The sequence below is a fragment of the Dehalobacter sp. 12DCB1 genome (assembly GCF_004343605.1).
GTDB lineage: Bacteria > Bacillota > Desulfitobacteriia > Desulfitobacteriales > Syntrophobotulaceae > Dehalobacter.
Window position 1 is genome coordinate 210,864 of the sequence record NZ_POSF01000014.1, and the last position, 12,565, is coordinate 223,428.

Consider the following 12,565-nt stretch of genomic DNA (forward strand, 5'->3'; position numbering starts at 1 on the left):
CTCTGGCAAATCTATGAAGGTTGTTTCCGCGTTTTAGTCAGTAACTATTCGTTTACTGTCGCATGCTTCGGTTTCGGCAAAGGATTGACAAAGATAAATACAATACTCGCTACTGCAAGTCCGATCATGCACCATACCATCGGCATCGCAAGCATATCTCCGGTAACAGCACCGACAAAAGAGATAAAGTAACCTGAAAAGAAAGCAAAGATATTGACGGCAGCCAACAAGACAGATGTGCTGAGCGCGACTTCCTGGGGACTGGCAATCATGCCGGCGATCATATAACAGGCCGGCAATACGATAGAGAATGAAGCGCCGGCTATAGCCATGCCTATCGCAACGAGAACGATATTTCCGGAATAGATGACCAGCGCATAACCAACCGCACCGAGCAGCAAGCCTAACGCCACGACATATTTCTTAATGGCTTTGAACAAAGGACCATAAACAAAGCCGCCACCCATACCGCCCAGGGTGAATACCGACAGCACCATACCGGCAACAGCAGGACCACCTAAATTATTCTTTTGCAGAAATCCGGACATGAGGATGGCGGACGGGAATATTAAAATGATATAGATGCCAAGTAATAATGCTGTCAGCAAAACGCCTCCGCGAATTCTGACCTTTGGTTTCTCTGCTCCCGCAGGCTGTCCAACCTTGGGCGGTTCTGTCAGGAAGATCAGAACAAGGATCAAAGAAACAATACCCAACGCGTGTGAATAGAAACTGTATTGCCAGCCGATTTCAGCCAGTGCGCCGCCCGCAAACTGCATGACGATTGCTCCCAAATTCATGACCATTGATCCGATTCCCAACATGGTTGCTCTTTTGTTACCCTCGTAGACACTGAGAACAAGCGCATTGCCCATAGGTGTAATGAAGCCGAAGCCTATACCGAATATAGCTCTTTCGATCAGAATGACGGTCATACTATTTGCAGATACAGGTGCAAGACCGCCTACAAGATAAAATAACATACCAATGATTATTATAGTTTTGTATTTAACTTTATTCCCTGCCAACGCACCAGCGATCAATGATGCCGGAATCATCAGCAAAGATGGCAACGTTGATATTAAGGCTATTGTCGACATGGGCACGTTGGGAAACGCCGCCGAGATACTGGCCAATGCTGCCGAAACGTTACCGGCCGACATGGTGATGACATATACCGACATAATTGCAAATGCGACGATAAACGGACTTTTCTTTTCTTTTTCTGATAGCATAATTTTCCCTCCATTTTATTGTTACATATATTTCAATATAATTCTTGCTAGCTGTCAGCAATCTTTAGAACATACGGTATTTAAGCCACTCATCCCTCAGTGCGCCCAATCGATCATCCCCAACGAAGACGCTGTTGCCGCGTTCGTTAATAATTGAAGGCCATAAGAAAAATCCTGGTTTTTTGTACTCAGTCAAGCAACGCCTAACCTCAGCGCGGATCATCTCTTCGTCCGCGCCAATATAGGACGGGGGTCCCGACGAATCCCAACCGCCTTCAACTGCGATCTGTCCCCGGTACTTATCAAGAATCCCGGCCAGATCATTCATTGGCTGCGCAGACTGCCAGACTCTCACACCTATTTCGACCATATCCGGAATAATCTCTTCGCATTTCCCGCAGTCATGAATATTGAAAAGCACGCCTCGCTTCGTCACAGCCTCCGCCATTCTTGCCCAATAAGGTTTTATAAGCTTTCTAAATGTCTCCGGGGACATGAACAATCCGCGCGCTGTAGCATTGTCATCTCCAAGACAATAAATATCCGGGTTATAAAAATCGATTAATTTGTTAATATAGGCGATCTTATATTCGGTAACGGCTTCAAAAAAGTCCATGCACGCCTGCGGTTCCATCACAAGAGCGCAAAGTGCTTCTTCAAAGGTCATAAAAGACACCAGCCGTTGAAATGGTCCTAAGCCATCCATAATTTCAACGAGTCTCTCTTCCCCGTCACTCGGCGGCCTCCTATTTTTTTCTGCCTCAGCCATAGCCTTAAAGTCCATAGAGGCGACATCGGGGATTTTTACGTGTTTTTCCCATTCTGTAACATCATCAAACAACATAAATCCTGGCTTTGGTATACTGCCTTCCTTTGTTGTTACCCAAGGAACGCCAAAAATATCAGTACCATTTCTCATTAACGGCGCTTCCTGATCAAGAGAGGCCATGCCGGCTAATTGAACATCTTCGTGAGAAAGCGGCACATATTCCGGCTTTCCGCCGTAGATAGATTCCAGCGCATTCTGTTTTGGGGTCATCATAATTTTTCCTCCGTCATATTAATTTCATTGTCGATCAGAGTTTCGAGTACCTTTTCGTCTAAATCACACGGATAATAGATGAAGCGTTAACGGAGACAGTGAGTGGGTTAACGGCGTCGACAATTCTCTGTTTCCCAAATTCGACGGCTAGAGCGATATCGCTGATTTCCGAAATATGTCATTCCTCCTTTGATTTTTCAGGCAATTCTTCACCTGCAAGTCTAATATGTTTGCTGCATGACGTTATGATTCGCCATCCAGCATTGCCTGTAAAATATTAGCACCAATTTCCTCTATACCGCTTACGTGATAATAAATCGCATTTCCGTTGATTTCACGCGCGTCTTTCTCCACCGCTTCCGCTTCTTCCGGACTCACAAGATCCGTTTTGTTTATAAGCACTGTATGTGCGCCGCTCAGCTGACCAATAATCAGATTCTCCAATGAAATGCGCAGCCGCTGCCAGCGGCCTGCATCAATGATTACAGTAATCTGAGCATTAGCTCTAAGATGTGTAGATAGGGCCTCCGAGACATTGCTCGGAAAAGCGACACCAGTTGTTTCAATGATGAGTCATTCTAGGATCAAGTTCATTTTGTATTTCCCGAATCCCCGAAATGATCATTTGCCAATGAACAACAGACACAGCCCGAAAAAATGTCCTTTACTTTATATCCGGTCAACCTCAGCCAACTTGTGAAAAATGCGGATATTTAATATAATTTAATAATAACCCGGTGTCAGCTTATATGCTATATATCGAAACGACAATTGTTGAGGGGTCTTTCATTTAAGAAACTGTATCGCGCGTACAGTGAATATCGGGAGGCTGTATGAAACTGAATATTTGGATGCTCGCACAATGGCTGAAGGAATATGACCCCATTCTGACCGTGACTAGCGGCGCTGATGAAATCGAGGGAATGCAGTTTTTGTCCAGTTTTGCCCCGAAGGGCCGTCGGCATATCTATATCGGCAGGGCAAAGGATTTTTTGAGCGGGAATACGTCCGAAGAAGTTCTGCTGACACATGGCAACGACGTCATCAGTTTACGGTCCTTGGATATGGACGAGATATCTAGCAGGATCATCGATTGCTTTGAGTTTTATAACAATTGGGAAAGTATGGTTTTTGAGAGCGCGCAGTTGGAGCATCCCGAGCAGCGCATAGTGGACGCCTGCAACAACCTGATTGGCCCTATCTTAATTGTAGACCTGAAGCTGAATCTCATTGCATATTCCAAAAACTATAAACCCGGTGAAATCAACCAGTTTTGGGACGAGTATATCCAATTGAACAAGTCCTCCCTAAAATCCATACACTTGATGAATTCCAGCAATTCTATAAAGTTGATTCCCGTTCGGCATAATCGACTCGTATATGAGGAACCCGTGGCTGCGCCTTACTCCTACGGAATCATGGTCAGCTACTGCGATAAAGACAACAACCTGATTGGGCAATGCGTGTTATGCATGAATCACCCGATCACGCCGCGTGAGCTATGCCTAGCCAAAACGATCGAAGCTGCGCTTGCCTCGATCGCCCAGAACACGACTGGCAACACTTTCATTAATTTCGCACAGTCGATCGTATTCGAAGCCTTGTCCTCAGGGAGCCTGGCGGAACACAACCAAAAAAAGCTCATTGCACTGATGGATTGGGATGAGGATGTCTCTTATCAGGTGACCGTTTGCAAAATAAATGGAGCACCAACGAACGGCAGCCTTATGACGTATCTCAGTGGCCTGAGCGAGTGCTTTAAAAAGGCGATCGGTCTTATTTTTCAGGAACAGCTCGTTTTCTGTCATCAGGCGGAAGCATTTGCAGAGCACCAGCTGTTATCGACAATTCCGGGTGAGATCCCGTTATTTGTAGGTGTGAGCGCCCAATTTGTCAACCTTGGAGAGGTGGCGATTTACCACAGGCAGGCGTCAATCGCGGTAAAACGAGGATTTGAACAAAACAAAAGCTTGACACACTTTCGCGACTGCGCGATCGATGTGCTCGTTTTCGAATCGGACAGGGATTTCTGCCGCCATTGCGTCCATCCTGGGGTCCGGTACCTAAAGGATTACGACGACCAATCTGGGACGTCGTATAGCCTGACGCTGCGCAACTACCTCCAGTCTGAGCGCAGTTATTTATTGACGGCTCAGCAGCTATTTATCCACCGCAACACTGCTGTATACCGCCTTGAAAAAATCAATGAATTGTACCGTTTTAATTTGGATGACCCAGAGGAACGGGAGTATATTCTGTTCTCCTTTCGCTTGCTTGGATGCTAACGGATGATTTTGCTACGGTCGGAGACTGCGCACAGGCCCGCAATCTCGTGTTCGCAACTGGGAAGGTTTCTTCGTTGCGTTGCATCTGTAATCTTCTGACTTTTGCAAAGCGAGGACAGTCAGAGTGACCGTCCTCGCTTATTTGCCTATTAAACACAATTGTGATGGAATCTCCGAAAACAGGAATTGTCAGACGGCAAAATCACCGAAGAAGAATATGCCGAGTAGAAACTCAACTGGCCTGACACCGCTGATGATTGCTGCAAATTCCAGCCCAAGAAAAATTGGAGAAAAACATAAAAACGTCCTCTGGAAACTTGTCGTTTCCAGAGGACGTTTTATCCTTCTGTAATTTGTAGGTGGTTATGAAGTTAATATCAAATCAGCATCAACAACACTGATTCCGCCCTTTAAAATAATCAGTATTCTCAAGGCTTCCTAGAATTCGTGCCATTATTCCCACTCAATAATAGAAGGATGTTTCTTTATAGTTTCTAATGGTTTTTAGTCTTTTTCGTCCCTGAAACATCTCTATATTCTATATATTATTTCTATTTCGCTAAAATATTAGAGCCAAAATAGAGCCACAAAAAGTACCGCCAATGCCGACGGTACTTTGCTTTTAATTCCAATCTATTTCAGTGTGGTCTACAACTTCACCGGCCATAACTTCTTTATCAGCTTTGAGCAGCCGGTCCCTTTCAAACGGTGTCATTTTTGTAAAATCACTGTCCCAAGCCAGAACCATTCTTTTAATGAATTCAAATGCCAGCTGCTGTTCATTCTCAGGTAGCATATCAATCATATCTACAATCTGCTTTGTTACTGGTGACATGGTATCATCTCCCTTATTTATAAATATCACCGCGAGAACCTATATCCTTAATTATGAGAGCTTGCTTATTATCAATAATAGTATACTCATATAATATACGATATTTACCTATCCGTAAACGGTATAACGAAGGATCATAGCCTTGAAGCTGTTTAATGTCACCCTTAGGTGGAGCTTCAGTTAACCCTTCTATACCGTTTTTTATTTTTAACTTCATAGCTTTGTCGAGTGAATTGATCACCTTGACAGCTGTCTTCGTATATTTGATTTCCACACCCAACCACCGCCTATCTATTGATCGTTATCTGGTACATATTCCAATATATCCCCTGGCTGGCATTCCATCTCGTGGCATACCCGATCAATAATCTCCATATTAACCGGTTTGTGCGTCGAAAGCTTTGCTATGGTGGCACTGGAAAACCCAGTTATCTTTGCAAAATCACCCTTAGACAAGCCCTTTCTCTGTAGCATATCCAAAAGTTTAAAATACTTTATAGCCATAATATTCCCTCCCATTTACACAATATCAAATATATTTGCATTTGTAAATATATTTTTATCAACTCAAATATATTTTTGCAAATATGGTTGACAATTATTCGTATGTGCAGTATATTATTTACATACGCAAATATTATTTTATATATATAAAGGAGGAAATAAAAATGACAGTCAAGTTCGAGGGAAACAAGTTTGCCCTGCAGGTAATCTCGAAAGGAGAGTTTGTAGACAACGGTACCGGAAACGGCAGCTCATATCTGGTAGAAGCAATCACCATCCGGCTGAACCACATCGCTCTAAACGCCTGGATATTGTCGGATTGCATGAACTGCCGAGAGTGCTATGAGGAAGGTAAAAAAGGTCTCGCCCAATGGGAAGCTCATAAAGCCAAGCAAGCAGGAAAACGCGAAACTTGGAAAGCACAGGTTTTGAAAGCATTGGAAATCGAAATCAACCCGGACAAAGAAAGTGTTTGCATTACACAGTCGCAAGCGGAAGTGTTTACGGTCGTACACATTAAGAAAATAGCTTAAAGGAGAGATGAAAATGGAAAGAATCCCATGCATTTTCTGGGGAGGCGCAAAGCAGATGGAACTTACACCGGCTGAAGTCGTTAATCTCCGCAATGAATATCGGGGAGCAGCCCAAGAGGTCCTGGAAAAGACCGGCTCCGATCATGTTCTCTACTACCGCGATGAACGGGATAAGAATGACAAAATCATAGCAGCCCACTTCTATGTTGGGCCAAAGCCTTATACGGAAGAAGATTTTAACCGCGATGTAGAACCATATAAACTGGGGCTCATCGGAGCGGTTCACGCTCTCAGATAAAAGGGTTAGCCGAGCCGGGCGGCCAAACCCGGCGGAAAGGATGGATGATTACTATGACGAACATGACGGTAAATGGAGTAACCACTACCAAGACCCCAGGTCAGGAGCAATACGAGAAGTTCATCCGGAAGATCGGTGGAAAGACCAAAACCTATTTCAGCTACGATTACCGCGACCTCGACGGCGAGTTGTTTTCCTGCGTAAAGCCGACACTGGAAGCCTGCAGGGCAGCAAGGGACGCATGGTCAAAAGCGAAGGAGGTACAAAAATGAAATCTCTGAAGATGGAACGATATGAAGAACACACCCTGCTTCTTGAGGAAGGGATCGACTACCACGAAAGCGACTTAGTGCCGGACGTATTAGGCACTACACTTCGACATCTGCCATCCGATAAATTGACGCAGATTGCTAAGGATAAAGGGTTTGATAAATGGACATTTTCGGGTTGGCATAACAATAGTCACGAAGATAAAGAAACTCAAAAAGGCACAGTTGTCAAATTCGCAAAGTTCATCTAACCCGCCTGATGATGGCTGCCTGGGGAGCAGCCGAAACCAATGATCCGGATCCGCTCCGGGGAGGTCGCGGGATACCCGTCACCAGAGGGGATAAGATGGTGCCCCTTTACCATATACGTTCTTTGAAAACCTTGTTATCATAAACATTGTCATAAAAAATGCCTCCTTTGAGAGGAGGTGATATTACTGTCAGAGCTACAAGAATTCTTCCTGGTCACAGCTGGCCTGGAAGGAAAATGGCATCAGGTTTCCAAAAGTTACGAGAGTCCCAGTTTGATTTCAGCAGCGATACTATTAACGAAGGCTCATCCGGAGTTCATGTTCGCAGTCCAAGACAAAGAAGGTACTTTTTTATGGCAGGGGAAAGGCACCCCTGAGAGGGTGCCCGTTACAGATGAAGGTGCTGTAACACCTTAATCATCCTTCTCGATTTCACCGGCACGCGAGCGGTTCTGTAACTTCGGAACTTCATTGGGGATACGCACCAAGATATCTGATAGTTCACAATCTAAGGCCTCACATATGAGGTCAAGGTGTTCAAGGCTTACACGATCACTGATTTCGTGATACATCTCATTTATTGTGGTTGGGCGTATTCCCGTCTTGCGTGCGAGGTCGGCCTGCGTCCAGCGAAGCTCGCCAAGCTTCGTGGATAGTAAAATTCTAACAGCCATGCGCCTCTGCTCCTTCGGGGATATTCTAACATCATGCGTTAAATAAAACTGTAATTCGTTAGATTATCACCATATACGTTATCTGGAGCAGGGAAATAAAAAAAATGCCCCCTCTCGGAAGGGTTTAATCCTCCGGAGGGGGCATTTTCTTCTGAAAAATTATATTGTACTGGGCGGCTCATCGCCACTTGATCTATCACTGGCGCGGATCGCCGTGAACGTTTCGTTTATTGATCCGTTCTCCTTGTTTTCAATATAATTATTAACTGTTTTACTTGTATTATCTCCAAATTTAGCATTGATAAATGAAGCTATTTTGCCTATATTCTCTTTTCCGTAGAATAATAAGGATGCTACCAGGAGCATACTGAGAGCCATTACGAGTGTGACGTCTTGTCCGTCTATCTGCATAATGACAATGTTGGGCACCAAAAGGCCGGCAACATAAACCAAGAGAATGGCGAGAGCAACGACCAATCCTTTTAAGAGACCGTTGACAAATTTAGTCTTATCGAATTGCCTTGCCAAAATTGCGTTCATGCTGCCAAGTAAAATATTGGCACAGATCAAAAGCACTAAGGACAGAGCGATTTTCACCAATACAATGTCGATGGTAAACATATAGAATCCTCCTTAAATAAGCCGCTGTAGCGCAGTTATTCTATAAATCTATTTCCGGTAAATCTACTGTTTGCCCGGATAGTTTATGGGTTGAATCAGACAGAAATTGTATTTTCCCATCTGTTACGAATGAATGACAGACAGTACATTTGAACGGCGCCGGTTCTCCTTGATTCCGTTCGCTGTATGTGCACCAGCAATCTCCTTTATGCTCTGGGATATAATGCCCGCTTCTTACCAGTATTGAAGGGCGCAGCGTTGGCTTTTCCTGTTCTCCGTTAAAGTCCCATTTATGAGGCCCTTCTGTTGGCATGGCATGATATTCCTCACATCCCGGACACCAAATATAGACGACCGGTATCTCCCGGTCGCCCTCGGTTCTTCTTCTTAATGCTGCTTTCATCTTACAATGTTTTGGCGTATTGGGCAGCCAGGATTGCTGTCTCAGGAGCGCCTGATCCACAGCAATTTGTTACATTTGGATGATTAGTCACTTCTGACCCGCCGATTACTACAAGGTGTTTTGCGGCCATGGCGTCCTTGTGAGTATTGGCATTATCACCGTTTCGGCAGAACATCGCACATCTACCGAGCCTATTTGAAACCATTAAAGCACTCGAAAAATCATCCGTCTTGAAATACATTACAGCATGTTCCAATTTAAAAGCCTCCTCTATTGAATAATTAATATATGGGAGCTTGCCGTGTTTCGCCCACACCCGGCCATCAAGGCCAGGAATAGCGCCGATGTTTCGGCAAGCGGTGATCTGTACCCCGTTTTCCCATTCGGGAGTACATTCGACAACCTTACCGGCGCCGATATAAACTCCGATATGCCCGGGTAACCATACCGCCTCCCCGGGTACAATTTTGGAGAAGTCCGTACTTACCTCTGAGCATTTGTTGATCATGGTATCAGCGTCAATGTCCTGAACGCCGTTGGAATTGTAGATTGCCCCGCCATTATCTTTGGACGCGTCCCCGGACCATCCCCACAAGATACCTTTTATCAATCCGGCGCAATCAAAACCGAAGTATCCTTTACCGATCAGGGATTTCATGTAAGCGACCTTGGTATCCGTATAATGATCAGGATATTGTGCGGCCTTGGCGTTGATCAGCGCTGCGGTAACGGGCGCCCCGAATGTCCCCCACATGTAAACTGTCTTATAATTTTGGGCTACGCTTATTGCTCGTTTAATAAAGTCCTGAGAGGATAGAGCCGAGGAAAAAACATTATTTGAAAAAGTAATAAACGATGTCCCATAATGCGATACACCAGCAGGGTCTACCCATCTGAACAGGCCGCTTTCTTCACCTTCTTTGTTACAAGAAAGGTTGAAGGTAGCAATGCCGTTATTGTCAGTAACCGCTGAATCGGAATAGCGAGATATTCCGCCGTAATCAACCGTTATTTTTTGATCGGGAACGGGAATACCGTTATCCTTGGTGGCTACTTGGATTGTAACGTTTTGACCAATTTGGGCGGTTGCCTTACCGGGAGTAATATCGATCGTAAAATTATGTGGCTTTGGGGTCAGCGCAGACAGATCCGCTTGGAGTTGGGTCATATCAAAACCATCGGGAGATTTCCCGTTGACAAGAAATTCCTCTGACAACTGCGCCCAGGCTTCGTCACAATAAGCCTTAAACCAGTCTATAGACATTTTTTGTTCTTTCCCCCATGTTACGACGTTTATCCATTGGCCATCAAAAGAGATAAATTCAACGTCATGGCCACCTATCACCCGACTGTCGTTTTCAGTTATCGTCCAGGGCTGCCCGGCGTAAAACTGATCCATGGCTGTTTGCGTGAGGAGAATACCAAGTTTAGTGTCCGAGAACAGGTATGTCGCCATAAGGATTTCGTTAAAATCCAAAATGTCAAGCAACAAAAATGCTTTGATTTTATGCCTCTGTCCGCTGGCATCTATAAATCCTGTTTTTCTCCCGTAGTCAAGAGCATCACGGAGATATGCTCCATTGTCCGTGCTTGGATCGTTGGGGTCAAACCCGGTTACGGCGGCGTAATCGCTGAGAACATCCTGCACCGTAAACAGAACCGGATGTCCTCCTTCAGCAGTCCATAGCATGACGGCGTGTGCGGCACCGGCGAAAACGCAATTTCCGTATTGATCATTACCGAGCATTCCCCAGTCTGCTATCTGCGCTTTGGGCCCAAAAGAGGCAGGAAGCGGAGGCAATTCCCCCGTCAAATACGTCTTGAACCTAAAATCTTTTTCTTTTGAAGCATACGGTTTTTTTCCAAATTTCAAAGTAACATCTCCTTTTATATTTTATAGAGAATCAGATGCTCAGGATCAACGCCTTCCCCTAAACCAATTTTCCAATAACTCCACCGATCCCAGCAGCAACAAGTAGCTGTATTATTTGACCGACAACGCTTTCCCATCGTTTAGCTGGTTTGGATTCAATCGTCCGGATCCTATCTTCGTGGTCACCGCTTTTTTCGCCGTATTTTTCCATAAGCGTAGTCAGCCTGACAATGGCCTCTTGGACATCTTTTATGTCCCCATCGTGCCTTGCGATAGCAGTCTTATCATTACTAAGATAATTTTCAAGGGCTTTATGACGCTCATTGCAAGCATCTTTTGAAACCGCAGGTGTTGTGCTTTCCAAATCATCATCCTCCTATCCAAACAAATAAAAGTATCCTCTGTTGATTTTTTTCTAAAAAAGTGTGTGTTAAGTTGAATCGCTCCTTTCTGAATTTTTTTTGTCTGCCTCCTTTCACGGTCGGTTATTTGGCTATGAGAAAAACGCCTAAAGAGGCGTTAATCATCGGGATCATTTTTTGTGGCTCCATAAATAAAGGCCCAATAAAGCAAAACTAGAAAGATCCAAATACCCGCAATTGTCCAGCCCATTATCATACCTTCTTTATATAAATATAAAAAAATACACCTTACGGTGTTCTGTCGCTCTTTGAATCTATTTACCTGTAATCAGTTCCAAATATATCTCCTTGAGCCTGTACGGATCTCCTTCCTGGTAGAGTCGAAATCTCAACCAATCATCCAGCCAAATGTTAAAAGGCATTAAGAAGAACCAAAGTGCTGCGAATTGCGGGCATATCTGGCCGTAAATGTTTCCAGGTTTAGCTGAATAATCCCAAATTCCGAGGCCAAGCCATACGTTGAGAATCAGGCCAGATCCTAGCTCGATCGCCAGCACGATGAGCGTACCAATGACGCACTGCTGCCAAATCTTAAGGCGGTAATACCTCGGGTATTGGTTTAATAGCCCAACCAGCACCGCAGCAGTGCCGCCTACAAAGAGCATGGAGATATTTGTCCAGCCTCGTGCGAAACCTTCCATCGTGAGGTATACCATGCCCATGAGGAAACCTAAGACCAAACTTTTTTTGACCATGATATCGCTTCCACTTCTTCAATAGTAGTACAAGCCAAAACAGCAACCTTCAATGTTTCAAATGTTTTAATCCTTTCCGTTTTGAAAATCGCCCCATCCGTTGCCAATTGGGTCATCTGTGCCAAAGTGAAATCAGTGCAGATGCTTTCATTTGCTGATTTCCACTGCGGAATGATTGCAGGGTTCAAGGTTGCCAATGTTGCCTGTGCAATAATGTTTGATTGGTCATCCCTGCTGTTGGTGTACCACTCACTTGTTCCCCTGGCAGTAGAATAAAAGCCTGTAAGAATTTCTTCTTCACAGGCTTTTGAAAGTTCAAATATTTTGTTGGTTTGGTAATCCAGTAAGGTTGAAGGGGAAGTGATTGGGGGAATCTCACCAAGTTTTTTCTTTATTTTTATTAGTTCTTGTTCAGGTGAGATATACTCAACATAATTAGGATTTAGATAGAATCCATTAGTTGAATCATAACAATACTTCTGGGGAACTACATCCGCAGGGGTTATCACGTTAATCACGCTGCCCATCGGGAAGATGCATCCATTGATGAGTTTGCCGTTTTCTTTTTGTTCGTAGGTGTCCATGACCGCGAGAACTACTTCATTTTCCACTAGAATCATATTAA

General features: G+C 44.5%; 19 protein-coding genes. 6 read left to right on the forward strand and 13 right to left on the reverse strand.

Annotation, left to right across the window (positions count from 1 at the left end):
* Positions 1–44: 44 nt before the first annotated feature.
* The 3 genes from C1I38_RS07795 to C1I38_RS07805 all read right to left on the reverse strand — a co-directional run bounded on the left by C1I38_RS07795 (position 45) and on the right by C1I38_RS07805 (position 2,847).
* Positions 45–1,235 (reverse strand): MFS transporter, encoded by a 1,191-nt coding sequence (locus C1I38_RS07795; RefSeq protein ID WP_020491829.1) that lies wholly within the window; start codon positions 1,233–1,235, stop codon positions 45–47.
* A gap of 64 nt (positions 1,236–1,299) precedes the next feature.
* A complete protein-coding gene (locus C1I38_RS07800; RefSeq protein ID WP_020491828.1) occupies positions 1,300–2,277 on the reverse strand; it encodes a uroporphyrinogen decarboxylase family protein in 978 nt (325 codons plus the stop codon).
* A gap of 243 nt (positions 2,278–2,520) precedes the next feature.
* A complete protein-coding gene (locus C1I38_RS07805; RefSeq protein ID WP_083916768.1) occupies positions 2,521–2,847 on the reverse strand; it encodes a GTP-binding protein in 327 nt (108 codons plus the stop codon).
* Between the two features lie 263 nt (positions 2,848–3,110).
* On the opposite strand from C1I38_RS07805, the gene C1I38_RS07810 reads away from it, so the two are divergent.
* A complete protein-coding gene (locus C1I38_RS07810) occupies positions 3,111–4,562 on the forward strand; it encodes a PucR family transcriptional regulator (RefSeq protein WP_020491826.1) in 1,452 nt (483 codons plus the stop codon).
* A gap of 622 nt (positions 4,563–5,184) precedes the next feature.
* On the opposite strand, the gene C1I38_RS07815 is transcribed toward C1I38_RS07810, so the two are convergent.
* The 3 genes from C1I38_RS07815 to C1I38_RS07825 are packed head-to-tail and all read right to left on the reverse strand — an operon-like array spanning position 5,185 to position 5,901.
* Positions 5,185–5,397, reverse strand: a complete 213-nt coding sequence (locus C1I38_RS07815) for a hypothetical protein (RefSeq protein WP_131929846.1) — start codon at positions 5,395–5,397, stop codon at positions 5,185–5,187.
* A gap of 13 nt (positions 5,398–5,410) precedes the next feature.
* A complete protein-coding gene (locus tag C1I38_RS07820) occupies positions 5,411–5,671 on the reverse strand; it encodes a type II toxin-antitoxin system RelE/ParE family toxin (RefSeq protein ID WP_131929848.1) in 261 nt (86 codons plus the stop codon).
* A gap of 17 nt (positions 5,672–5,688) precedes the next feature.
* Complete coding sequence (locus C1I38_RS07825; RefSeq protein ID WP_131929850.1) at positions 5,689–5,901, reverse strand: helix-turn-helix domain-containing protein; 213 nt, start codon at positions 5,899–5,901, stop codon at positions 5,689–5,691.
* A gap of 164 nt (positions 5,902–6,065) precedes the next feature.
* Here C1I38_RS07825 and C1I38_RS07830 point away from each other — a divergent pair, with 164 nt between their 5' ends.
* From C1I38_RS07830 to C1I38_RS07850, 5 genes are all read left to right on the forward strand, one after another.
* Positions 6,066–6,434 (forward strand): hypothetical protein, encoded by a 369-nt coding sequence (locus C1I38_RS07830; protein ID WP_131929852.1) that lies wholly within the window; start codon positions 6,066–6,068, stop codon positions 6,432–6,434.
* 13 nt (positions 6,435–6,447) lie between these two features.
* Positions 6,448–6,732 (forward strand): hypothetical protein, encoded by a 285-nt coding sequence (locus tag C1I38_RS07835; protein WP_131929854.1) that lies wholly within the window; start codon positions 6,448–6,450, stop codon positions 6,730–6,732.
* Positions 6,733–6,785: 53 nt separating this feature from the next.
* Positions 6,786–7,004, forward strand: a complete 219-nt coding sequence (locus tag C1I38_RS07840) for a DUF3873 family protein (protein WP_207668616.1) — start codon at positions 6,786–6,788, stop codon at positions 7,002–7,004.
* Positions 7,001–7,252: a hypothetical protein gene (locus C1I38_RS07845; RefSeq protein WP_131929856.1), complete on the forward strand. Its 252-nt coding sequence runs from the start codon at positions 7,001–7,003 to the stop codon at positions 7,250–7,252. Before C1I38_RS07840 ends, C1I38_RS07845 begins: the two co-directional genes overlap by 4 nt.
* Positions 7,253–7,429: 177 nt before the next feature.
* Positions 7,430–7,669, forward strand: a complete 240-nt coding sequence (locus C1I38_RS07850; RefSeq protein WP_131929858.1) for a hypothetical protein — start codon at positions 7,430–7,432, stop codon at positions 7,667–7,669.
* On the opposite strand, the gene C1I38_RS07855 is transcribed toward C1I38_RS07850, so the two are convergent.
* The 7 genes from C1I38_RS07855 to C1I38_RS14120 form a co-directional block, all read right to left on the reverse strand.
* The gene (locus C1I38_RS07855; RefSeq protein WP_131929860.1) at positions 7,666–7,926 is read right to left on the reverse strand and encodes a helix-turn-helix transcriptional regulator; all 261 of its coding nucleotides are present in this window, start codon (positions 7,924–7,926) and stop codon (positions 7,666–7,668) included. The two genes, C1I38_RS07850 and C1I38_RS07855, sit on opposite strands and share 4 nt — an antisense overlap.
* Positions 7,927–8,085: 159 nt before the next feature.
* Positions 8,086–8,547: a hypothetical protein gene (locus C1I38_RS07860; protein ID WP_131929862.1), complete on the reverse strand. Its 462-nt coding sequence runs from the start codon at positions 8,545–8,547 to the stop codon at positions 8,086–8,088.
* Between the two features lie 40 nt (positions 8,548–8,587).
* Positions 8,588–8,950, reverse strand: coding sequence for a DUF6527 family protein (locus C1I38_RS07865; RefSeq protein WP_131930005.1), 363 nt, complete (start codon positions 8,948–8,950; stop codon positions 8,588–8,590).
* A 1-nt stretch (position 8,951) separates the two neighbouring features.
* Positions 8,952–10,823 carry a hypothetical protein gene (locus C1I38_RS07870; protein WP_131929864.1) on the reverse strand — a complete coding sequence of 624 codons (1,872 nt, stop codon included), beginning with the start codon at positions 10,821–10,823 and terminating at the stop codon, positions 8,952–8,954.
* 58 nt (positions 10,824–10,881) lie between these two features.
* Positions 10,882–11,187, reverse strand: a complete 306-nt coding sequence (locus C1I38_RS07875) for a hypothetical protein (protein ID WP_131929866.1) — start codon at positions 11,185–11,187, stop codon at positions 10,882–10,884.
* A gap of 312 nt (positions 11,188–11,499) precedes the next feature.
* Complete coding sequence (locus C1I38_RS07880; protein WP_131929868.1) at positions 11,500–11,940, reverse strand: hypothetical protein; 441 nt, start codon at positions 11,938–11,940, stop codon at positions 11,500–11,502.
* Positions 11,916–12,560: a hypothetical protein gene (locus tag C1I38_RS14120; RefSeq protein ID WP_207668617.1), complete on the reverse strand. Its 645-nt coding sequence runs from the start codon at positions 12,558–12,560 to the stop codon at positions 11,916–11,918. The genes C1I38_RS07880 and C1I38_RS14120 overlap by 25 nt, the downstream gene beginning before the upstream one ends.
* Between the last annotated feature and the right edge of the window lie 5 nt (positions 12,561–12,565).

Excerpts from the sequence above, each read along its gene's own strand:
- C1I38_RS07840 (WP_207668616.1), top strand. The coding sequence starts at position 6,786 with ATGACGAACATGACGGTAAATGGAGTAACCACTACCAAGACCCCAGGT.
- C1I38_RS07845 (WP_131929856.1), top strand. The coding sequence starts at position 7,001 with ATGAAATCTCTGAAGATGGAACGATATGAAGAACACACCCTGCTTCTT.
- C1I38_RS07865 (WP_131930005.1), bottom strand. The coding sequence starts at position 8,950 with ATGAAAGCAGCATTAAGAAGAAGAACCGAGGGCGACCGGGAGATACCG.
- C1I38_RS07830 (WP_131929852.1), top strand. The coding sequence starts at position 6,066 with ATGACAGTCAAGTTCGAGGGAAACAAGTTTGCCCTGCAGGTAATCTCG.
- C1I38_RS07880 (WP_131929868.1), bottom strand. The coding sequence starts at position 11,940 with ATGGTCAAAAAAAGTTTGGTCTTAGGTTTCCTCATGGGCATGGTATAC.
- C1I38_RS07800 (WP_020491828.1), bottom strand. The coding sequence starts at position 2,277 with ATGATGACCCCAAAACAGAATGCGCTGGAATCTATCTACGGCGGAAAG.
- C1I38_RS07825 (WP_131929850.1), bottom strand. The coding sequence starts at position 5,901 with ATGGCTATAAAGTATTTTAAACTTTTGGATATGCTACAGAGAAAGGGC.
- C1I38_RS07810 (WP_020491826.1), top strand. The coding sequence starts at position 3,111 with ATGAAACTGAATATTTGGATGCTCGCACAATGGCTGAAGGAATATGAC.
- C1I38_RS07815 (WP_131929846.1), bottom strand. The coding sequence starts at position 5,397 with ATGTCACCAGTAACAAAGCAGATTGTAGATATGATTGATATGCTACCT.
- C1I38_RS07795 (WP_020491829.1), bottom strand. The coding sequence starts at position 1,235 with ATGCTATCAGAAAAAGAAAAGAAAAGTCCGTTTATCGTCGCATTTGCA.
- C1I38_RS14120 (WP_207668617.1), bottom strand. The coding sequence starts at position 12,560 with ATGATTCTAGTGGAAAATGAAGTAGTTCTCGCGGTCATGGACACCTAC.
- C1I38_RS07835 (WP_131929854.1), top strand. The coding sequence starts at position 6,448 with ATGGAAAGAATCCCATGCATTTTCTGGGGAGGCGCAAAGCAGATGGAA.
- C1I38_RS07855 (WP_131929860.1), bottom strand. The coding sequence starts at position 7,926 with ATGGCTGTTAGAATTTTACTATCCACGAAGCTTGGCGAGCTTCGCTGG.
- C1I38_RS07860 (WP_131929862.1), bottom strand. The coding sequence starts at position 8,547 with ATGTTTACCATCGACATTGTATTGGTGAAAATCGCTCTGTCCTTAGTG.